Genomic DNA, 19,911 nt, shown 5'->3' with positions numbered 1-19,911 from the left:
GGTCGGCCAGCACTCCTTTACTATCATACGTGTGTAATCCACGCTGCTTCGGCACGGTCGTCACGACGCGCTCGAGACCGGCAGCGATCGGGTGCTACTCGATGCTTCGAACGGTGATCGCGTTAGGTAATCCCGATGGCAGCGTGAACGGCGGACGACGCCGGGATAGCCGCCTCGTTAAAAGTATAATACACATTATTGTTATTGACTACTATATGATCAGTTATCATTCGACTACAGGATTCGACCTGGATCTGCTATAGTCCCCTAGCCACTCTTCTCAGGCGGAGTTTCACGGCGTTATCGGGTATCTCGGTGGTTTTCCGTCATCGAAACGGCTCGGAATCGAGTCCCGATGCACAGCATCGAGTCGACTGCGAACCGTAGACTGGTGATGCGACGGCTCCGCAGTCGCTGCAGTGAAATTGCTCGTCGACGGATCCGATCGATGAGAGGAGCTTCGACTGGTCGATCCCGAGGCATCGCCACAGCCGATCCCGGATACTCGCTTCGTAACCTATTCTATTTAGAAACTATATCTAAATATGATGTTTGTCGACAACTCGTGACCGTTTCCGGTCGTTGGATCGACGGTGACGGCTCGGTACTGGACAGGGGCTGGGCGACCGACGCCGTCGCTCCCGACTCACCACGCTGGCGGTCCGAGACGCTGATCGATGGGAGTACAGAGAATTCATGTGACGAATATAGCGAACAGTACTTCGTTTACAAAGTTATTTGTGGCTGAAGTTTAACTCCGGAGATATGGCTCGCATGACGGATGACCGAAGCAAAACGCGTCGAACTTTCCTGCGCTCGAGTGGGGCCGTCGGCCTCGCGGGGTTGGCCGCGGGGTGTCTGGGGGATACGGGGAGTACCAGTTCCAGTACCGAGATCACGATGATTCTCAACCCCGCGGAGTCGGACGTCGACATTCGATCGCAGTACCAGCCGTTGGTCGACCACATCGAATCCGAGGTCGACGTCACGGTCAGTCTCGATCGGGCGAGCAGTTACGCGGCGACGCTGCAGGCCATTCGGAGCGACCGGGCCCATCTCGCCGATACGTCACCGTCGGCCGCCGTCGCAGGTAGTAACGTCGCCGACGTCGTGGGGGTTCGCGTCGCATACGGGGCCGCACAGTACTTCTCGCTGATCACGACCATGCCGGACAGCGGCATCGAGGAACTGTCCGACCTCGAAGGGGAGACGGTTTCGATGGGGGCACAGCTCTCCGTCTCGGGGACGCTCGTGCCGATGACGATGCTCAAGAACGCCGGACTGGACACCGGGTCCGCGCCGGACGGCGATCCGGTCGACTTCGAGGCCCAGCACTCGGATCACACCACGGCAGCCGAACAGCTGATCAACAACCCCGACGTCGCGGCGGCGACGACCGGTGCGTTCTCGACGGCAGCCAACGTTCCGAAAGAACAGTTCGACGAGATGTCCGAGGACTTCGTCGAACTCTCCGCGGAGTACGAGAACGCGGGCACTGCGGACCAGGAACTGCAGTTGCTGGCGGTCTCCGATCCGCTTCCGCGGGCTCCGATCATGGCCCGCTCGAACTGGGACGATCCGATCCGCGAGGACGTCGAGGAGGCGATCCTCAACGCCGAGGACCTCAGCCACGACGACGACTACGAGGGCGAGGAGCTCTGGTTCTCCAACGTCGTCGAAGGCAGTCACGAGGACTACGAGCCCATCCAGAAGGTCCTCGACGAACTCGGACTCGAATTCGAAGACATTTCGTAACGCGCCCGAATCACGCTCCCACTATCAATGAGTGAGATATCAGTCGAAAGCCTAACAAAAGAGTACGGCGACACCGTCGCCCTCGACGACGTCTCCTTCGAGATTCCCGACGGTGAATTCGTCGTCGTGCTCGGCGTCTCCGGATCGGGGAAATCGACGCTGCTGCGGTGTCTCAACGGGCTCACGGCCCCGACCAGCGGCACCGTATCGGTCGACGGCGTCCCGATCACGAGCCCGCGAGACGATATCGCGATGATCTTCCAGAGCCACAACATCATCGGACAGATGAGCGCGTACTCGAACGCGCTCACGGGGTCGATGAGCCGAAACGGGTTCTTCGATAGCCTCTTCCGGCTGCAAGACCGCGACGAGAAGCTCCGCGCGCTCGAGGCCCTCGAGACCGTCGGTCTCCTCGACGAGGCCCAGCAGAAGGCACGCCAGATGAGCGGCGGCCAGCAACAACGCGTCGGGATCGCTCGTGCGCTCGTCCAGCAGCCAAACGTCTTGCTCGCCGACGAGCCGGTCGCGAGCCTGGATCCGGGCAGTGCACAGCAAGTGATGAACTATCTCCGAACTGCCGCCGCCGATCGCGGGCTGACCGCCATGGTGAGTCTCCACCAGGTCAATCTCGCCCGGAAGTTCGGCCAGCGATTCATCGGCCTCCGGGACGGGACGAAGGTGTTCGACGGCTACCGCGACGAACTGACGATCGACGCGATCGACGACATCTACGGCGATATCGATACCGAGGGAATGGTCGTACTGGCGGACGACGACGACGCACACGACGACGGTCCGTCCACTCTCGAACAGGAGGAGGCCCTCTGATGAGCGGCGAAACGTCACCCGAACGAACGGACGCCCCGTCGGGCGTCGTCGACCGGCTCGAGCGAATCCGGCAGGCGCGCCGTGCGCGAGCGGCCGGGGCCGCGGCGGTCGTTCTCGTCGTCGGCTTTCTCTTCGTCCAGGCGCTCAGCGCGGTCGATTTCTTCACCGAGAGCTACCAGTGGGACTTCTTCGCCAAATCGCTCCGGGATTTCTTCCCGATCACGCTGTACGCTGGCTGGATCCCGTTCCTCGACGTCCAGCAGTACTGGGCGTTCATCTCCGACCGGAACCTCATCTTCGATCCGGCGAGCTTTCAGGCCCTCCTGACCGATCCGATCGGGTTCCTCTTCGGGAGCAGTCTCGGGATCTTCTCGATCTTCGGCGAGGCAGGGGTCACGCTGGCGATCGGCTTCGCCGGAACGGTCCTTGGCTTTCCGCTGGCACTGGTGTTTGGCGTGCTCGGCTCCGAGCGCGTGATCCCGTTCCCGTTTAATTTCCTGTTCCGCAGCACGATGTCTGGCATCCGGTCGATTCCGGCACTCGTGTGGGCACTGATCTACATCCCGCTGGTCGGGCTGACGCCGCTGGCAGCGCTGCTCGCCGTCGGGACGGACACGATCGGCAACCTCGGACGACTGTTCACCGACGAACTCGAGGAGATCGAGGACGGCCCGATCGAGGCGATGCAGACGACGGGTGCGAGCCGGCCACAGGTCATCGTGTTCGGGATGTTGAGCCAGGTCCGAACGTCGTTCGTCGCCTGGACGCTGTACATCCTCGAGATCAACGTTCGGGTCGCCGTCTCCCTGGGGATCATCGGAGCCGGCGGGCTCGGGGAGATCCTCGACGTTCAGCAGGGGCTGTTCCAGTTCACCAACGCGATGGCGACGCTGCTGTGTATCTTCCTGTTGATCATCTCCGTCGAACTGTTCAGTCAGCGGGTCCGTTCCCGCCTTCGCTCCGACGACGAGCCCATGGGGGTACGCGAGCTGCTCCTCGGACTCCCACAGCGGCTGATCGAGTCGCTCGCTCGGTGACCTGAGCCGGCTCCGAACTCGTGTTTCGCCGGAAGCAACGGACAGCACGTCCCGTCGGTTCCGTACTGACCGGATTTTAGTACCACCACGACCGACGCGTAGCCATGGACCGTCCGAGGCTGATCGTCTACTGTGGACTCCCTGGGGTCGGAAAGTCGCTCGCCTCCGGCTACACCGCGGAGCAACTCCCCGCCCACCGCTATCGGAGCGACCGGATCCGCAAGCAACTGTTTCCCGAGCCCAACTACACCGACGCGGAGACGGCGGAGACCTACGAGACGCTGCTCGAGCGTGCGCGGGCCGATCTCGAGGCGGGGACGAACGTCGTTCTCGACGCGACGTTTCGCTCGCGCCCCCGGCGCGACGATGCGGCCGCCATCGCGGAGACGACGGCCGCCGAGTCGCTGTTCGTCCACGTGACGTGCGAGGAGGCGGTCGTCGAGGAGCGACTCGAGAGCCGATCGGGGACCGTCAGCGACGCCGATTACGAACAGTACCTGCACCTTCGGGAGGCGTTCGACCCGCTCGAGCGCGAGCACGTCGTCCTCGACAACTCGGGATCGATCGAGGAGACCTACCGCCAACTCGAGCGCGACGTGTTGTGAGCCGGCGATCGACCGCTCTTTGCGATCCCGCCGCGACCCAGTCGTGCTTCGCGAACCGGGTGTCGTCCGCATCAATCGGTCTCCGTGAATCGGATGCCGTCCGCATCGATCGCTCTCAGTGAGCCGGTTGCCTCCGCGAACCATCGTTCCTAAGGGACCGCTCACACGAGTGTTCGGTCATGACGACGATCAAGGACAGTATCCACGGCTACATCGAGGTCGATCCGACCGCGGCGGCGATCATGGACACGGCCCCGATCCAGCGGCTCCGCTACGTTCGACAGCTGGGGACGGTTCAGCTGGTCTACCCTTCGGCGAACCACACCCGGTTCGAACACAGCCTCGGCGTCTACCATCTCGCCTCGCGAGCGGTCGAGCAACTCGGACTCGGGGCCGACCTCTCCGAGCGCCTTCGCGCCGCGGCGCTCGTCCACGACGTGGGTCACGGCCCCTTCGGTCACCAGACCGAGCCGGCGATCGAACGCCATCTCGGCCGCCACCACGACGAAATCGGGTGGCTCCTCTCGGAGACCGAACTCGGGACCGTCCTCGTGGACCAGGGGCTCGATCCCGACGCCGTCGCGGCGACCGTCGACGGTCGCGGCCCGCTGGGCGAACTCGTCTCCGGTGCCCTCGACGTCGATCGCATGGACTACCTCGTCCGGGACGCCCACCACACCGGCGTTCCCTACGGGACGATCGACCACGACCGGCTGGTCTACGCGCTCCGGATCGTCGACGGAACGCTCGCCCTCGAGTCCGGGAACGTCGCCAGCGCCGAGAGCGCGCTGATCGCCCGCACGTTGATGAACGCGACCGTCTACCGCCACCACGTCTCCCGAATCGCGGGCGCGATGCTCGATCGCGCGAGCGAGCGAGTCCTCTCCGACGGCGTCGTCGCTCCCGAGCGATTCGCCCGGCTGACCGACGAGGAACTGCTCGCGACGCTCGCCGACCACGAGCCGACGGCCGACGTCGCGACGCGGCTCCGCGAGCGTCGCCTCTACAAGCGGGCGATCTGGGCCCGCCGTGAGGACGTTCCCGACCGGTTCCGCGGGCTCGAGTACGACCGAACGCGGGCCCTCGAGCGCGAGATCGCCGAGACCGCCGGCGTCGATCCGACCGCCGTCGTCGTCGACAGCCCCGCCGAACCGACCTCGCCCGAGTCCAGGGCGCGGATCGTCGTGGATGGCGAGTTGCGACGGCTCGAGGACCGCTCGTCGTTGGTCGCGGGGCTCGACGCCTGCGCGCGAGAGATCTGGCGGCTCGGGGTCTATGCCCCGCCGGACGCGCTCGAGGCCGTCCGCGACGCGGCAGCGGCCGTGTTCGACGTGACGCCGGAGATCGCACCGTAAGCGTCGGCCGGGAGCCGAGCCGTACCTCCAGTTACTCCCCGGATCCGGGCGTTTCGGCGTCGTTCATGCGCGTTTCGTACTTCTCGAGTGACTCCGCGAGCGCCGCGGTGGCGTCGGTCTCGAGGGAATCGGCCAGCGCTAGGAGTGCGAACAGCGCGTCCCCGAGTTCGTCCGATGCGATCTCGAGGTCGGCCGGCGCGTCGCCGTAGCCGGTCGAGGTGTTCGCGTCCTTCGCGAGTTCGCCGACCTCCGAGACGAGATCGAGCAGCCGGTAGGCGGGGGGCGTCTCGAGGTCGTGCGTGTCGACGAATTCGGCGACGGTCTGCTGGTCGGTCATACCCCCCTCGTGGCCCAGCCGGGACAAAAATCACACGGAGAGCCGGCGAGAACTGGCCACGCTCGAGACGGCCGTCGACCGATGGCTTCACGCGACCGTCGCGATGGCGATGCCACGAAAACACAACGCACATTACGGTCGCTACCCGCTGACGGTGGTATGGACGGCTCTCTTGGCGAGATCGAACGGACTGCGATCGACGCGTGCCGGGCGGGCGGGGCGTTCCTGCGCGAGGCATACCGCTCGGAGAACACGACGGCCCGGCGCTTCGAACACGACGTGAAATCGAGCGCCGATACGGACGCGGAGCGACGGATACTCGACGTGATCCGCTCCCGGTTTCCGGAGCATCGGATCGAGGCCGAGGAGTCGGGCGTCCACGAAGGAACCGGCACGTACGAGTGGCTCGTCGATCCGCTCGACGGGACGAACAACTTCGAGTCGGGACTTCCGTCGTTCGCGACGGCGATCACCGTCCTCGCCGCGGACGACCCCGTTCTCGGGGTCGTGTACGTCCCGTTGCTCGACGACCTGTACGTGGCACGGGACGGTGACGGCGTTCGATACAACGGCCGCCCCGTCCGGGCGACGAGCGACGCCGAGCCGTCGACGGCGACCGCCGTCTCGGTGATCGGCCACGACGTGAAACGACACGCCGACCACCGCTCGGTCTCCGCGTCGATCAACCGGGCACTCGAGGACCGCTGCAAGCGCCGCCTCGAGAGCTGGAGTCCGACGGTCCACTGGGGTCTGCTCGCTCGGGGCCGACTGGACGGGATCGTCTGCTATCGGCCGGACCGCGAGGAGCAACTCCTCGGCGAACGCTTCGCGGCGGAAAGCGGACTCCGGACGGAGACGGGGCCGACCTGGTTCGTCGGCGCTGCCAACGAGGCGGTGTTCGACTGCCTCGTGGATATCGCGTCAGAACGCTGTTAGCTCGAGCCCAGCTCGAACGTGGGCGGACGACGGTGGCGTTTCTCGACCACGGCCTCGAGAAACGCCACCCGAATCAGATTCCGTTTCGGGGCGGTCCGGAGCTGCTCGCGTTATCCGGTCTCCCCGCATCGTCCGGTCGCGATCCGGTATCGGGAGCCCCGTTCGGCGTCTGGTCGGCTCCGACGGGCGGCCGATCGGCCCCGACGGCACGGCCGACGTCGTCGCCGGCGATCGACCGCGCGACCGCCGCGGTCTCCGGCCCGCCGAGTTCGCCCGCTCGCTCTCGCAGCGTTCGGATCGACTCGCGGTCGACCCTACGGTCGGCGAGCGCGCCGTCAGGCAACTCCGCCGCAGTCCGCTCTGCGAGTGCCGCCTGCCGCTCGATCGTCCGCATCTCGGCGACGGTTTTGGCGACCTCCGCGCGATAGCGACCCTCGCTGAGCTCGCCCGCCGTCCGGGACTCGTTCAGCTCCGCGAGTCTGGCCTCGAGCGTCCCCAGACGCCGTTCGCTCTCCGCGAACTGCTCGGCGACGACGGCCGCCTTCGTCTCGTTGTTCTCGGCGTTTGCGATCCTCACGCCGAAGGCCCGCTCCGAGACGTCGCCCTCGAGTTCGGCGTTCTGAACGCCGACGGCGGCGCTGAGCTGCTCGCCGGGTTCGATCGATTCGGCCCCCTCATCCGGTTCGGGATCGTCCTGTACGGCTCCACTCGAGACGACGCTCGCCGCGGCGATGGGAACTGCGACCATCGCGGCGACGAGAAGCGCCGTCAGTGTGATCGAGGTGGTTCGGTTCATTGGTCGGGTGTTGTATTTGCGTCCTGATATACGCTCGAGACGATGGTCCGGGTTCAACGACGATTAACGCCATTCAACGCGATTTTCGATCCGGTCCCGTCCGTCGATTTCGATGATTTTGAGGTCCGTCGTCCCGTCGCCACTCCCGTCTCGACGAACCGGCCTCATTCCGTCTCGTCACCGCCGGTGTTCGTCGCGGCCCCGTCGTCCGCCTCGGGCAGCGAGAGCACGTTTTCGCGACCGAGCCGGAACGACTCGAGGTCCCCGTCCTCGCGCAGTCCGCTGACGACTTTGCTGGTCTTCGCGTCGGTCCAGCCCAGTTCCTCGACGACTGCCTGTTGTTTCAGTCGGCCGCCGTTGTCCCTGACGAGGCGGAGGACCTGCTCTTCGTTGCTGAGCAGGTCCATGTCGGGTGGTCCGGTTGCGCCGGCTGCCGCCGACTCTCCCGTCGCCCCGCCGCTCGTCCCCGTCCCCGACGCCGTGGAACTGGAACCGGACGTGGGTTCGGGGCCGGAGCCGCGATCGGCCGTCCCGTCTCCGCTGGCCGTTTGGCTCCCCGTCGACGGACGGTTGCGGTACCACCACACGCCGAAGGCACCGAGGCCGACCGCGACGATCGCCGCCACCGCGATCGCCGCCGTGTTCGGTCCGCTTCCCGCCGCGGTGACGACGACCCGCGGCTCCGACGAGACGAAGTCGGTCTCGCCGCCCCGCCAGATCACTGCGTGATCGCGTTCGTCGTCCGGATCGGGCGTGACCGACGCTCGCTCGTATTCTTCCGGCCACTCGATCAGCAATCGCGTCCCGTCGTCGAGGTAAATCCCCTCGATGGCATCGCCCGCTCTGAGTTCCTCGCCCTCGAGGGCAGCGAACCCGTGCCAGCGAAACGTGTATCTGACGACGCCGTACTCGCGGGCGAACGACTGTCGTTCGGTATCCACGCTGTACTCCGTCGCGGACATCTCTCGGCCCGTCGCGTCGCTCGCCGTCGCGACCGTCTCGTTCATGCGGTCGGCGAACGTCCCGGTGTAGTTCCCCGGGTCGTCCCGAATGTCCGCTCGCAGCGATTCGAACGACGTCTCGCTCTCGTCGTCGTCGAGTTGGACCCAGAACTCGAGGGTCCACTCGGCGCTTCCGTTTGGCTGGACTGCGACGTCCATCCGGACTTCGTCCGCGTCGAGCTGGTCCTGCTGGAGTGCAAACGGATTCGGTTGTGGCTGTCCGGTGGCCGTCGCTCCAGTGGCGGTTCCCACTGGTCCCGTTCCGAGGAGGAGTACCGCGACGACGACGGCCGTCAAGCCGGCGCGACCGTTCATACGAATTCGTACTTGCCACCTCGCTTAAAACATGCGAAAGTCGTAGATGGGGCTATAAAGCCACTATGGCGTCATATTCGACGACTCTTTCCAGAAATGATCAACCAGTTATCATAGGACGAAATCGCTCGATCCGACTGCGTTACCGGCGGGGGTGAGTCCCCGAACGATGTCACCGAGGAAGTCGACAGCGCCGTCGATGAAGTCGGTTATCGCTCCGAGTCCGTCGGAGACGAACGCCGGAACTGGCTCCGGGAGGTCGTCCGGGGGACCCTGGGCTGGCTGTGCCGTCGCAGCACCCGTTGGGCCGACGAGGAGTGTCACCGCGACCGCGACGTCAGTATCGTTTGTCTCTACATCACGATCGATCGGTGACGGCCTCGCCTCGGTAACTGGATAGTCGGTCGACTGGGTTTGCCTCGATTTGCGTCGAATACCGGTCGGATGCTATCGACTGGAGACCGCTACGCGCCGGGGACGCCGAACGCGCCGACGCCGAGCCCGAGGACGCTGTTGAGGACGAAGAGGATGCCGAGCGCGGCGAGCCAGGCGACGATTCCGATGACTGCGGCTGTCCCCCAGTCGCCGGGGTAGCGCCACTTGATGACCCAGACCCAGGCGATCAGTGCGATGATCGGGCCAAGTAGCGGTATCCACGAGGTCAGCGCCCATGCGACTGCACCGAGAAGACCTGTGACAACCGCGTGCGAATAGTCGTCGACACCGACGACGAGCTTCGCGCTGATGAAAATAGCCAATCCGCCGACAAGTAGTGCGACGAGGAAGGCAACGAGAGATCCGGTGAAAGGAGCCATCTCCTACGTATCTCTTTCGCGGATAGATATAGATTGTGTCATACTCGACCGGTCCGTTTTCGACTGCTCGGATCGAGCGAAGGTGGTAGTTACATGTCGTCTTCGGACTCGCTCTCGGAGCTGTTATCGGTGGAGGGATGCGTCAGCGGGAGTGGTGTCGGTGGAGGGATGCGTCAGCGAGGAGTCGACTCAGGCACCCGGCACGCCGAGTGCCGAGACCGAGCCGATGCCGAGCAACTCGAGGGCGGCGAGGACGACCACGGCGGCCGCCCAGGCGGCGACGCCGACTCCGACGGAGCGGAGCCAGCCCAGCCGATATCGCCACTTGACGACCCCGATCCACGCGACGATCGCCAACAGCCCGCCCAGCAGCGGGATCGGCTCGAGGAGCGCCCAGACCACCGCGCCAAGTAGCGCGGTCAACACCGCGTGGCCGTAGGTTCGGGCGTCCGAGACGATGTGGGTCCCTGCGTGGAGGGCACCGCCCCCAACCAGCAGGCTCACGGCGAACGTCAGGAGCCGATCCTCGAGCCCGATCGGCCCAGCGAGTGGGAGCATGGATTGGTGGGGTTGTCGGGTTACTCGTCGGTGTCGTCCGATTCGTTGCCGTCGTCGGTCTGCTCGTCATCGGTCTGCTCGTCATCGGTCTGCTCGTCGTCAGTCTGCTCGTCGTCAGTCTGCTCGTCATCGGTCTGCTCGTCGCTTTCGTTGGTGTCGTCGGTACTATCCTCAGCCGTTTCGTCGTCGGCTTCGTCGTCGCTCTCGGCTTCGTCCTCGTCACCCGGGGTGACGTCGCTGACTGCGTCACCGAGCGAGCCGTCGAGGGTCCCGCTCACGAACGAGGAAATCCGGTCGTGGACAGCGGAGACGTGATCGGGGACCTGGTCAGGGAGATCGACGTTCGGTCCCTGTCCGTTTCGTTCGTCGGCAGCTGCGCCGTTCTCGCTTCGATCGTCGCGTTCGTCGGCGTTCCCGTTTGCCCGCTTGTCGTCGGCGTGTCCGTTCGCCTGCTGTTCGTCGGTACTATCCGCGCCCGTGTCGACGGAGACGGGTGCGTTTCCGGGCGCTGCGGCAGCGAAGCCGGTCGCCGCGATCAGTGCCGCCAGTGCGACTGCGATGAGCGTTGTTCGTTTCATAGCTCGCATCCGACTCTCGGTGGCTGCCTCCCCTTGAAGGGGGGATGCCGTGACCTCGAGTTTCGGGTATTTGAAGCCATTTGACGGACGTTTTCGCGGGTTTGTCCCCCGTTTAACGCGGATCGAACGCGGTTGCGTCGTCGCGGCCCGACACGTCCAACTCGGCTCGAGGGCGGGCGGATCGACGCGCCGCGCGCTCGTCACGAGACTCCGTCGCGGTGTCTGCCCGTCGTTCCACCACATGGCGTCACCGGTCGCGGTTCGAATCCGTTCAGGGTTGGCTCCAACGAGTTCACATTCACGGCACAGCCGTGCAATTTGGGCCCGCTTTCCGTCGACAACGTCACGCCGAGGGTCGGACTCGTGACCCGTCCGCGAGGGAACTCCCGTCTCGACACAACGGCTTTCAGGGTCCCCTGCGAGTATCGGCTATGAGCGAGACGACCGCGGAAATCGTGCTGTTCGATGGCTTCGACGAACTCGATGCGATCGGCCCCTACGAAGTCCTCCAGAACGGGGCCCAGGCCGGCGCGCCCCTCGAGACGCGGCTGGTCACGCTCGCGGAGACCGATCGCGTGACCGCGAGTCACGGGCTCCGCGTCGAACCCGACGGGATCCTCGGCGAGCCCGATCTGTTGATCGTCCCCGGCGGCGGGTGGACGACCGACGACGAGGGAGTCCGGGCCGCCGTCGACGACGGCCGCCTGCCGGCGGCCGTCGGCGAGCGGTCGGAGACCGGCACGACGATCGCGTCCGTCTGTACCGGGGCGATGGTGCTGGCGGCGGCGGGCGTTCTCGAGGGGCGACCCGCGATCACGCATCAGGTCGGCATCGACGACCTCGAGGTGGCGGCCGGGTCCGTGGTCGACGCGCGCGTGGTGGACGACGGCGACGTCCTCACCGCAGGCGGCGTCACCGCGGGGATCGATCTGGCGCTGTGGATGCTCGAGCGCGAATTCGGCGCGGAAATCGCCGCGGCGGTCGAAACGGAGATGGAACACGAGCGACGCGGCGAGGTCGTCCGCTGATCGATCGCCCATCCGTTCAGCCTGCCAAACGGCTATATACGGCGATCGAATACCGGGGAGACATGACCGCTGTGTTGTTCGATATGGACGGCGTGCTGGTCGACAGCGAGGACTACTGGGTCGAGTTCCAGCGCGAGGAGATCTTCCCGGCGGCCGTCCCCGATCAGGACGTCGAGATCGCCGAGACGAGCGGGATGAACTTCCGCGAGATCTACGACTATCTCGACGCGGAGTACGGGGCTGCCATCTCCCGCGAGGAGTTCCTCCGGCGCTTCAATACGGCTGCCGAGGAGATCTACACCGACCGCGCCGAGTCGCTCGATGGCCTCCACGACCTCCTCGTGGAACTCGACGACCGTGGCGTCTCCACCGCGCTCGTTTCGTCCTCGCCCCACGAGTGGATCGACATGGTCCTCGAGCGCTTCGACCTCGAGGGCGCGTTCGATCACGTCATCAGCGCCGACGATATCGACGCGGCGAGCAAGCCCGCGCCGGACGTCTTCGAGTACGCGGCCGCCGAGGTCGGAGTCCCGGCCGAGGAGTGTCTCGTCGTCGAGGACTCCGAAAACGGGATCGAGGCGGCCGCCCGAGCGGGCGCGTTCGTCGTCGCCTATCGAGTCGCCGCCCACGGCGACATCGACCGCTCGTCTGCGGCCGAGGTCGTCGCTTCGCCCGCGGAACTCCGAGACCGCGTCCTCGCGTTGACGGCGCAGTAGCGCGCACAGCGGCGTCGAAATCGAAGCCGACGGCTCCGTTTCCACGTTTTCTGTGAGGGCCATTCGACGAACGGAGCGACCGACCTGGCGACGGTCGACGGGAACTCGCTATCGAACTCGAACCGTCCGACTCGCGTCGATCGGGAGCAGTGGCTCCTCGGGGAAGGCCACGCTGACGGTAAACTCGAGTTCCTCGGCGTCCGCGCCGAAGACGCCGACCGGGACGGTCTCCGCGTCGCGCAGGTAGGTGTTCGTGCTCGTCATCTCCACGCCGTTGACCGTCACTCGGATGCCGGCGCGAGCCGGTTCGCCGACGTTTCGGACCGTGACCTCACGGACCTCGTTCTCGCCCGTCGCGACGGTCTCGGGGAACTGGCCCCACTCGAGTTCGATCGCGGGGAGCGACCGGGCGCTCTTGGAGACGCGCTCGGCGACGCCTTCGGTCAGCCCCGCGTCGACGAGCCCCTCGACGCCCGCGTCGACGACGTCACCGGGGGTCGACAGCCCCTCCGTCGCGAGCTTGCTCGCTCGGCCGGCCCCGACGCCGTCGATGGCCGTCAGCCCGACCGCGTCCTCGGCGACGCCGTTCTCGATGCGGGCCTCGATTCGGCGCGCGAGGTTCGCGGCGTGTGGGCCGACGAAGCGATCGAGGAAGGCACCGAGCGCCGAGAGGAGTCGCGTCGCGTTCTGCCGAATGACCCAGGCGTCGCTGCGGAGTTCCGAGGGCGTCGTCCCGCTGGCCCCGCTCCGGAGAATCGCGAGCACCTTCCGTTGGCCCGCCTCGAGGTCGTCGGTCTCCTCGCCGACCAGCACGGCGTCGATCGCGTCGCGTTCGTCCTGGCGTGCCGAGACGGAGTCGAACTCCGCGGCGGTCGCGACCGCCCGGAGGACGGCACCGGTCGTCAACTCCTCGGTCCCGGTTCCGCCGGCGTCTCCGCCGCTCCCGACCCGATCGCACAGCTCCGCAAAGCGGGCCGCGGTGTCGAGCCGGAGGTAGTACTTCGAGGTCAACACGCCCCGGGGCGTCGCCTCGATCGAGAGGTCCTCACCCGTCTCGACGAACCCGCGGTCGACTAACCCCTCGAGACAGTCCCGGACCCGCTGTCGCAGGTTCGGGAAGTCGTAGTCGTCGGGTCTGGACTGGCCGCGGACGTAGTAGAAGGTCGTCTCGAGCCAGTCCATCACGTCCTCGAGGTCGGTGATCGTCCCCATCGCGATCTCGGCGTTGAGGTGCGTCTCGAGGCTCTCCGCGAGGCGGGACTCGATTTCTTTCCCATCGCGGAGCAGCCGTCGATACTTGTCCGCCTCGGCGTTGTCGCAGACGACCCAGCCGTAGCCGACGTCGTCGTAGCCCGGTCGACCGGCCCGGCCGAGCATCTGGAGCACGTCGAGGGGACTCATGTCGACTTCGCCCTCGAGGGGGTCGTGGTGTTTCGTGTCCCGGATCACCACACAGCGAGCGGGCAGGTTGACGCCCCAGGCCAGCGTCGAGGTCGAGAAGAGCAGTTCGATGTGGCCCTCTTTGAACCACTCCTCGACGAGGTCGCGGTCGTTCTTCGAGAGCCCCGCGTGGTGGAAGGCGACGCCGTCGAGCACCGACTTGCGGAGGGTGGCGTCGTCGATCTCGTCTTTCGATTCGGTGTGGAAATCGTAGTCGCCGCGAGCCCCCATCGGAATATCCCGTTCGGCGATCTCGTCGCGAGCCTTCTTGGCGGCCTGGACGGTGTCCTGCCGGGAGGAGACGAAGACGAGCGACTGGCCGTCCTCCCGGAGGTGTGGCTCCGCGAGGTCCAGCGCCCGGTAGAGGCGGCGGTACTTGTCCGCGAAGGAGTTGTCGCCGTGGGTGTAGGTCTTGACGCCGGCGTTGAGTTCGACGGGCCGGTACTCCTCGCCGAACTCGAAGGTCGTCTCCTCGGGGGCGTCCAGCCACGCCGCCACGTCGTCGATGTTGGGCATCGTCGCCGAGAGCGCGACGATGCGGGGATCGCAAAGTCGGCGCAGGCGGGAGATCGTCACCTCGAGTACCGACCCTCGTCGATCCGCATCCAGCAGGTGGACCTCGTCGATGACGCAGACGTCGATGTCCGTGACGAAATCGTACCGTCGCGAGTCGTGTTTCCGGGTCGCCGAGTCGAGCTTTTCGGGGGTCATCACGAGGATGTCCGCCCGGCGCGCGCGACGAGGATTCAGGTCGCGCTCGCCGGTGACGACGTAGACCGAGTACTCCAGTTCCTCGAAGCGGTCCCAGTCGTCTTCCTTCTCGTTCGTGAGCGCACGCATCGGGGCGATAAAGAGCGCAGTACCCCCCTCGGCGAGGGACTTACAGATCGCCAGTTCTGCAAGCGCCGTCTTCCCCGAGGCCGTCGGCGCGCTCGCGACCACGTTGTCCTCGGACTCGAGCAGTGCCGGCAGTGCCTCGCGTTGCATGCGGTTGAACTCCTCGAAGGCGAAGGCGTCGGCGAATTCGGGGAGAACCTCGGCGACCTCCATCACACGGAAACGGGGAGCGGCAGGGCAAAGGCGTTTCCTTCGAGTCGCGGTCTATCGATCGGTGACCGCAGCGACGATCGCGGCACCGGCAGTGGCGAACACCAGCGGATAGAGGACGCCGCCGAGCACGATCGCGGGCAGGAGCGCCGGGCCGATCGACCCGGTCGCCTCGATCCCCAACGCGGACGCTTCGGTGTTCGCTTCGGCGACGACCGCGCCGAGGCCGAGGACCACGGCGTAGCCGATCGCCACCGGCGCGCCGGCGACGACGGCGTCCCCGAGATCGGTAACGGACCAGCGCACGGCGAGAAACGCGCCGGCCCCGACCAACACGAGCGGTGGCAGCACGTACAACAGGTCTACACCTGCGGCGCTCGAGTCGGCGATGAGCGAGAGGATACGCCGCCCGCCGAAGGAACCGACCTGACTGGTGGCCTCGATATCGACCATGTGTGCTTCGTAGAAGTACCAGGCGACAGCCTTCCACCCGGCGATGTCGTCACCGCTGACGGTTCCGCGAACCTCGCTCCCGACCACCAGGTACGTCACGAGATAGCCGATCACGGCGGCGAAGACGCCGAGTCCCGCACTCGCCGCGATGCTCGAGCCGCGCGATACCGTGGTCCGATCGGTCGCTGCCGACTGCGGGGACATTGTATCGATTACGGCCCGCCCTCGAATAATGGGTCTTGTGGTCCGCTCCGGCCGGCGATCGACCGGTCAGACGGCCGCTCCGTCGTTCGCGACGGTCTCGAGTTGGTCGCTGAGCCGACTGCTTGCCCGCTCCGGTTTGGGGACTCGCTCGAAGGTCAGCTCCGGGTCGCCGGAGCCGGCGGTGTAGACCGTCAGATCGCCATATCCCAGCAGCCGTCCGATCCCGGTCTGACGCAGGCTGGTGTTCTGGACGCGCTCGAGTCGGAACTGGGTGACGTCCCGCGAGACGATCCCGCGTTTCTTGTACAGTTCCGTGGAGGTGATGACGTAGCGGGTGTTCGTCCAGGCGAGGTAGCGGGCGAAGGCGAGACTCGTGCCGGCGACCGTCGTGAGGACGCCGAGGATCGTCAGGAGCCCGACGCCGCCGGTCCCGCTCCAGCCGGCGACGAGAAGGCCCGCGAGCGCGATTCCGATCCCGACCGGGAGCCTGGTGCCCATCGTGATCGGATGGGGACGGCTCTCCCAGACGATGCTCTCGTCGTCGCCGATGTGGAACCAGTCGGGCGTCGAGCCGAAAGCCATCGGCTCCGCCTATTCCATAGCTGTCCGTAAAGCTATCGGCGAATGCGCTGATTACTGGCGGTATGGCGGGGTTGCCACCGACACGAGGTGTCGATCGACCCAGCCGGTCCGGGCCGCTCGGAGCAGTACGGTTTTTCACCGTGCGGCCCGATAATGGCGTATGAGCCGCGCGCGTAAACCCGACTGGCTGAAGAGTCGGCCACCCTCGGGTCGGGAGTTCACCGGCATCCGGGAGACGCTGCGGGAATACGACCTGCACACCGTCTGCGAGGAGGCCAACTGTCCGAATCTGGGCGAGTGCTGGTCGGGTCGGTCCGGCCCCGACTCGGGCACCGACGGTGGTGGAACGGCCACGTTCATGCTGATGGGCGACCGGTGCTCTCGAGCCTGTAACTTCTGTGACGTCCAAACCGGCGGGATGGAACCGCTCGATCCCGACGAGCCCGAACACGTCGCGAGTGCTATCGCCGAGATCGGCCTCGATTACGTCGTCCTCACGAGCGTCGACCGCGACGACCTCCCCGATCAGGGTGCAGGTCACTTCGCGGAGACGATCCGCGAGATCAAGGCCCGCCATCCCGGCATCCTCGTCGAAGTACTGATTCCGGACTTCCAGGGCGAACAGCGACTCATCCGGAAGATCATCGACGCCGACCCGGACGTGATCGCCCACAACGTCGAGACCGTCGAGCGACTGCAATACCCCGTGCGGGACCGGCGTGCGGGCTACGAACAGTCCCTGTCGGTGCTCGAACAGGTCGCCCGCGAGTCCGACATCTACACGAAGACGTCGATCATGCTCGGCCACGGCGAGTACGACCACGAGGTCTATCAGACGCTGGCGGACTGCCGCGAACGCGGCGTCGACATCGTCACCCTGGGACAGTATCTCCGGCCCTCGAGGGACCATCTCGAGGTGCAACGCTACGACCCGCCGGACAAGTACGAGACGTGGCGACGCGTCGCCGAAGAGGAGTTGGGGTTCCTGTACTGTGCCAGCGGGCCGATGGTGCGCTCGTCGTACAAAGCCGGCGAGCTGTTCGTCGATGCCGTTCTTCGGGAGGGCAAAAGCGTCGCAGCGGCGAGACGGGAGGCGCGTACTGACCCGGACGAGGCGAGCGTCACGGACTAGCGACGGATGGCCGTCGTGGAAGCACACGTCGGCCGACGCCCTCGGCTCCCCGTTCCCACCGGGACCAGCCGCGGTCGAACTCGACTTTTGTCCAGTCGACGCTTCTATTTGGCACCCGAATTAGACAAACAAAAAGAAATAGACACTTCCGAACACTCCTGTCCAGAAGCGTCTGCCGTCGCACAGTAGTTCTACGGCTGATTAGCAAGAATCTCACTGATAGTAAACTATTTGGGAAACTCCTTTACCCTGAGCGATAGTTACCCCGAGTATGTACAGGTGGGTCTCCCCGTGAGTACGCTACAGCGCGATCCCCGCGAACGAGTACAGGTACTCGACGAGGCAGGTCGGGTCCGCGAGGGTGCCGACGTGCCGGATCTCTCCGAAGACCAACTCGTCGAGATGTACGAACAGATGCGGCTCGTGCGCCGCTTCGACGAGCGAGCCGTCAGCCTCCAGCGACAGGGCCGGATGGGAACCTATCCGCCGTTGTCGGGTCAAGAGGGCGCACAGGTCGGCAGCGCTCACGCGCTGGCCGAGGACGACTGGGTGTTCCCCAGCTACCGCGAACACGGCGTCGGGCTCGTTCGGGGGCTCTCCCTCGAGCGTACCCTGCTCTACTGGATGGGCCACGAGCGGGGCAATTACATCCCCGAGGACGTCAACATGTTCTCGGTCGCCGTCCCCATCGCCACCCAGATCCCCCACGCGACCGGCGCGGCCTGGGCCTCGAAACTGCGCGGCGAGGAGAAGGCCTTCGTCTGTTACTTCGGCGACGGCGCGACCTCCGAAGGGGACTTCCACGAGGGGCTGAACTTCGCGGGCGTGTTCGACACCCCGAACGTGTTCTTCTGTAACAACAACCAGTGGGCGATCTCCGTGCCCCGCGAGCGCCAGACGGCCAGCGAGACCCTCGCCCAGAAGGCGACCGCCTACGGCTTCGAGGGGGTCCAGGTCGACGGGATGGACCCGCTTGCGGTGTACAAAGTCACCAGGGAGGCCGTCGAAAAGGCGAAAAACCCCGGTCAGGGCGAACTGCGCCCGACGCTCATCGAGGCGGTTCAGTACCGGTTTGGAGCCCACACCACCGCCGACGACCCCTCCGTCTATCGGAGCGACGAGGAAGTCGAACGCTGGAAACAGAAAGACCCGATTCCGCGTCTCGAGACGTATCTGCGCTCGAACGGGATCCTCGACGACGAGCGTGTCGACGCGATCGAGGAGCGAATCGAGGAGGCGGTCGCCGACGCCATCGACGGCGCGGAGTCGTTCGAACGGCCCGAGCCGGAGGAGATCTTCGCCCACGTTTACGAGGGGATGCCCAAACGATTACGACGACAGCTCGAGTACTTCGAATCGATTCGCGAGGATCACGGCGACGACGCGCTGCTGGAGTGATACCATGGCTGCAGAATCAGAAAACCTCACGCTGGTACAGGCGGTACGGGACGGATTGCACACCGAGATGGAACGCGACGACGACGTCGTCGTCATGGGCGAGGACGTCGGCAAGAACGGCGGCGTCTTCCGCGCGACCGAAGGGCTCTACGACGAGTTCGGCGAGAACCGCGTCGTCGACACCCCGCTCGCGGAGTCGGGGATCATCGGGACGGCGATCGGGATGGCCGCCTATGGGATGCGGCCGGTTCCCGAAATCCAGTTCCTGGGGTTCATCTATCCCGGGTTCGATCAGATCGTCTCCCACGCGGCGCGCCTGCGGACGCGCTCGCGCGGCCGATTCACGTGCCCGATGGTCATCCGGGCTCCCTACGGCGGGGGGATCCGCGCGCCGGAACACCACTCCGAGTCGACGGAGGCGATGTTCGTCCACCAGCCCGGACTCAAGGTCGTCATCCCGTCGACGCCCTCCGACACCAAGGGACTCCTGATCAGCGCGATTCGCAGTCCCGACCCGGTGATCTTCCTCGAGCCAAAGCTCATCTATCGGGCCTTCCGCGAGGAGGTCCCCGAGGAATCCTACGAAGTACCGATCGGCGAGGCGGCCGTCCGCCGCGAGGGGTCCGACATCTCGGTCTACACCTGGGGTGCGATGACTCGACCGACGCTCGAGGCCGCGGAGAACCTCGAAGCAGAAGGGATCGACGCCGAGGTCGTCGACCTGCGGACTCTCTCGCCGTTAGACGAGGAAACCATCGTCGAGTCCTTCGAGAAGACCGGTCGCGCTGCGGTCGTCCACGAGGCACCCAAGACCGGCGGGCTGGGCGCGGAGATCACCGCGACCTTACAGGAGGAAGCGCTCCTTTATCAGGAAGCGCCGGTGAAGCGTATCACGGGGTTCGACACGCCGTTCCCGCTGTACGCGCTCGAGGACTACTACTTGCCCGAGGCGGCACGCATCGAGGACGGGATTCGAGACGCCGTGGAGTTCTAAC

Annotated in this window: 21 protein-coding genes; 11 read left to right on the top strand and 10 right to left on the bottom strand. The window is 65.8% G+C overall.

What is annotated here, in order from left to right; translation table 11 throughout:
• Positions 1-774: 774 nt before the first annotated feature.
• From J0X27_RS08015 to J0X27_RS07995, 5 genes are all read left to right on the top strand, one after another.
• Positions 775-1,755 carry a substrate-binding domain-containing protein gene (locus tag J0X27_RS08015; RefSeq protein ID WP_224214614.1) on the top strand — a complete coding sequence of 327 codons (981 nt, stop codon included), beginning with the start codon at positions 775-777 and terminating at the stop codon, positions 1,753-1,755.
• A gap of 27 nt (positions 1,756-1,782) precedes the next feature.
• Positions 1,783-2,583 (top strand): phosphonate ABC transporter ATP-binding protein, encoded by an 801-nt coding sequence (locus tag J0X27_RS08010; RefSeq protein WP_207271834.1) that lies wholly within the window; start codon positions 1,783-1,785, stop codon positions 2,581-2,583.
• Positions 2,583-3,620 (top strand): phosphonate ABC transporter, permease protein PhnE, encoded by a 1,038-nt coding sequence (phnE, locus tag J0X27_RS08005; protein WP_207271833.1) that lies wholly within the window; start codon positions 2,583-2,585, stop codon positions 3,618-3,620. The genes J0X27_RS08010 and phnE overlap by 1 nt, the downstream gene beginning before the upstream one ends.
• 104 nt (positions 3,621-3,724) lie before the next feature.
• Entirely contained in the window at positions 3,725-4,225 is a 501-nt protein-coding gene (locus tag J0X27_RS08000; protein WP_207271832.1) for a P-loop nucleotide/nucleoside kinase family protein, read from the top strand.
• A gap of 179 nt (positions 4,226-4,404) precedes the next feature.
• Positions 4,405-5,580 (top strand): HD domain-containing protein, encoded by a 1,176-nt coding sequence (locus tag J0X27_RS07995; protein ID WP_207271831.1) that lies wholly within the window; start codon positions 4,405-4,407, stop codon positions 5,578-5,580.
• Positions 5,581-5,611: 31 nt separating this feature from the next.
• Here J0X27_RS07995 and J0X27_RS07990 read toward each other — a convergent pair whose 3' ends face one another.
• Positions 5,612-5,917, bottom strand: a complete 306-nt coding sequence (locus J0X27_RS07990) for a MazG-like family protein (RefSeq protein WP_207271830.1) — start codon at positions 5,915-5,917, stop codon at positions 5,612-5,614.
• Between the two features lie 159 nt (positions 5,918-6,076).
• On the opposite strand from J0X27_RS07990, the gene J0X27_RS07985 reads away from it, so the two are divergent.
• A complete protein-coding gene (locus J0X27_RS07985; protein ID WP_207271829.1) occupies positions 6,077-6,853 on the top strand; it encodes an inositol monophosphatase family protein in 777 nt (258 codons plus the stop codon).
• A 73-nt stretch (positions 6,854-6,926) separates the two neighbouring features.
• Here the strand turns inward: J0X27_RS07985 and J0X27_RS07980 are convergent, their stop codons facing one another.
• The 6 genes from J0X27_RS07980 to J0X27_RS07955 form a co-directional block, all read right to left on the bottom strand.
• On the bottom strand, positions 6,927-7,649 hold the full coding sequence (locus J0X27_RS07980) for a hypothetical protein (protein WP_207271828.1): 723 nt from the start codon (positions 7,647-7,649) through the stop codon (positions 6,927-6,929).
• 164 nt (positions 7,650-7,813) lie between these two features.
• Complete coding sequence (locus tag J0X27_RS07975; RefSeq protein WP_207271827.1) at positions 7,814-8,965, bottom strand: helix-turn-helix transcriptional regulator; 1,152 nt, start codon at positions 8,963-8,965, stop codon at positions 7,814-7,816.
• Positions 8,966-9,076: 111 nt separating this feature from the next.
• Positions 9,077-9,289 carry a hypothetical protein gene (locus J0X27_RS07970; RefSeq protein ID WP_224214615.1) on the bottom strand — a complete coding sequence of 71 codons (213 nt, stop codon included), beginning with the start codon at positions 9,287-9,289 and terminating at the stop codon, positions 9,077-9,079.
• Positions 9,290-9,429: 140 nt separating this feature from the next.
• Positions 9,430-9,780 carry a hypothetical protein gene (locus J0X27_RS07965; RefSeq protein WP_207271826.1) on the bottom strand — a complete coding sequence of 117 codons (351 nt, stop codon included), beginning with the start codon at positions 9,778-9,780 and terminating at the stop codon, positions 9,430-9,432.
• 189 nt (positions 9,781-9,969) lie between these two features.
• Entirely contained in the window at positions 9,970-10,338 is a 369-nt protein-coding gene (locus J0X27_RS07960; protein WP_207271825.1) for a hypothetical protein, read from the bottom strand.
• Positions 10,339-10,358: 20 nt separating this feature from the next.
• Positions 10,359-10,916: a hypothetical protein gene (locus J0X27_RS07955; RefSeq protein ID WP_207271824.1), complete on the bottom strand. Its 558-nt coding sequence runs from the start codon at positions 10,914-10,916 to the stop codon at positions 10,359-10,361.
• 431 nt (positions 10,917-11,347) lie between these two features.
• Here J0X27_RS07955 and J0X27_RS07950 point away from each other — a divergent pair, with 431 nt between their 5' ends.
• Both J0X27_RS07950 and J0X27_RS07945 read left to right on the top strand, forming a co-directional pair.
• Positions 11,348-11,944: a DJ-1/PfpI family protein gene (locus J0X27_RS07950; RefSeq protein WP_207271823.1), complete on the top strand. Its 597-nt coding sequence runs from the start codon at positions 11,348-11,350 to the stop codon at positions 11,942-11,944.
• A gap of 62 nt (positions 11,945-12,006) precedes the next feature.
• Entirely contained in the window at positions 12,007-12,660 is a 654-nt protein-coding gene (locus tag J0X27_RS07945; protein WP_207271822.1) for an HAD family hydrolase, read from the top strand.
• Positions 12,661-12,768: 108 nt separating this feature from the next.
• On the opposite strand, the gene J0X27_RS07940 is transcribed toward J0X27_RS07945, so the two are convergent.
• From J0X27_RS07940 to J0X27_RS07930, 3 genes are all read right to left on the bottom strand, one after another.
• Positions 12,769-15,150, bottom strand: coding sequence for a DEAD/DEAH box helicase (locus J0X27_RS07940; RefSeq protein WP_207271821.1), 2,382 nt, complete (start codon positions 15,148-15,150; stop codon positions 12,769-12,771).
• Between the two features lie 51 nt (positions 15,151-15,201).
• Positions 15,202-15,804: a DUF7978 family protein gene (locus tag J0X27_RS07935; protein WP_207271820.1), complete on the bottom strand. Its 603-nt coding sequence runs from the start codon at positions 15,802-15,804 to the stop codon at positions 15,202-15,204.
• Positions 15,805-15,870: 66 nt separating this feature from the next.
• Entirely contained in the window at positions 15,871-16,386 is a 516-nt protein-coding gene (locus tag J0X27_RS07930) for a PH domain-containing protein (protein WP_207271819.1), read from the bottom strand.
• A gap of 160 nt (positions 16,387-16,546) precedes the next feature.
• Here J0X27_RS07930 and lipA point away from each other — a divergent pair, with 160 nt between their 5' ends.
• The 3 genes from lipA to J0X27_RS07915 all read left to right on the top strand — a co-directional run bounded on the left by lipA (position 16,547) and on the right by J0X27_RS07915 (position 19,910).
• Complete coding sequence (gene lipA, locus J0X27_RS07925) at positions 16,547-17,518, top strand: lipoyl synthase (protein WP_207271818.1); 972 nt, start codon at positions 16,547-16,549, stop codon at positions 17,516-17,518.
• 291 nt (positions 17,519-17,809) lie between these two features.
• Entirely contained in the window at positions 17,810-18,916 is a 1,107-nt protein-coding gene (gene pdhA, locus J0X27_RS07920) for a pyruvate dehydrogenase (acetyl-transferring) E1 component subunit alpha (protein ID WP_207271817.1), read from the top strand.
• 4 nt (positions 18,917-18,920) lie between these two features.
• A complete protein-coding gene (locus tag J0X27_RS07915; protein ID WP_207271816.1) occupies positions 18,921-19,910 on the top strand; it encodes an alpha-ketoacid dehydrogenase subunit beta in 990 nt (329 codons plus the stop codon).
• Position 19,911: the final 1 nt, after the last annotated feature.

Source organism: Natrinema longum, assembly GCF_017352095.1.
GTDB lineage: Archaea > Halobacteriota > Halobacteria > Halobacteriales > Natrialbaceae > Natrinema > Natrinema longum.
Note: the sequence above shows the minus strand (reverse complement) of the source record. Positions and strands in the feature narration are given on the sequence as shown.

Bases quoted from the DNA above. Each gene is read 5' to 3' on its own strand.
- J0X27_RS08015 (WP_224214614.1), top strand. From the start codon at position 775: ATGACGGATGACCGAAGCAAAACGCGTCGAACTTTCCTGCGCTCGAGT.
- J0X27_RS08010 (WP_207271834.1), top strand. From the start codon at position 1,783: ATGAGTGAGATATCAGTCGAAAGCCTAACAAAAGAGTACGGCGACACC.
- phnE (WP_207271833.1), top strand. From the start codon at position 2,583: ATGAGCGGCGAAACGTCACCCGAACGAACGGACGCCCCGTCGGGCGTC.
- J0X27_RS08000 (WP_207271832.1), top strand. From the start codon at position 3,725: ATGGACCGTCCGAGGCTGATCGTCTACTGTGGACTCCCTGGGGTCGGA.
- J0X27_RS07995 (WP_207271831.1), top strand. From the start codon at position 4,405: ATGACGACGATCAAGGACAGTATCCACGGCTACATCGAGGTCGATCCG.
- J0X27_RS07990 (WP_207271830.1), bottom strand. From the start codon at position 5,917: ATGACCGACCAGCAGACCGTCGCCGAATTCGTCGACACGCACGACCTC.
- J0X27_RS07985 (WP_207271829.1), top strand. From the start codon at position 6,077: ATGGACGGCTCTCTTGGCGAGATCGAACGGACTGCGATCGACGCGTGC.
- J0X27_RS07980 (WP_207271828.1), bottom strand. From the start codon at position 7,649: ATGAACCGAACCACCTCGATCACACTGACGGCGCTTCTCGTCGCCGCG.
- J0X27_RS07975 (WP_207271827.1), bottom strand. From the start codon at position 8,965: ATGAACGGTCGCGCCGGCTTGACGGCCGTCGTCGTCGCGGTACTCCTC.
- J0X27_RS07965 (WP_207271826.1), bottom strand. From the start codon at position 9,780: ATGGCTCCTTTCACCGGATCTCTCGTTGCCTTCCTCGTCGCACTACTT.
- J0X27_RS07960 (WP_207271825.1), bottom strand. From the start codon at position 10,338: ATGCTCCCACTCGCTGGGCCGATCGGGCTCGAGGATCGGCTCCTGACG.
- J0X27_RS07955 (WP_207271824.1), bottom strand. From the start codon at position 10,916: ATGAAACGAACAACGCTCATCGCAGTCGCACTGGCGGCACTGATCGCG.
- J0X27_RS07950 (WP_207271823.1), top strand. From the start codon at position 11,348: ATGAGCGAGACGACCGCGGAAATCGTGCTGTTCGATGGCTTCGACGAA.
- J0X27_RS07945 (WP_207271822.1), top strand. From the start codon at position 12,007: ATGACCGCTGTGTTGTTCGATATGGACGGCGTGCTGGTCGACAGCGAG.
- J0X27_RS07940 (WP_207271821.1), bottom strand. From the start codon at position 15,150: ATGGAGGTCGCCGAGGTTCTCCCCGAATTCGCCGACGCCTTCGCCTTC.
- J0X27_RS07935 (WP_207271820.1), bottom strand. From the start codon at position 15,804: ATGTCCCCGCAGTCGGCAGCGACCGATCGGACCACGGTATCGCGCGGC.
- J0X27_RS07930 (WP_207271819.1), bottom strand. From the start codon at position 16,386: ATGGCTTTCGGCTCGACGCCCGACTGGTTCCACATCGGCGACGACGAG.
- lipA (WP_207271818.1), top strand. From the start codon at position 16,547: ATGAGCCGCGCGCGTAAACCCGACTGGCTGAAGAGTCGGCCACCCTCG.
- J0X27_RS07915 (WP_207271816.1), top strand. From the start codon at position 18,921: ATGGCTGCAGAATCAGAAAACCTCACGCTGGTACAGGCGGTACGGGAC.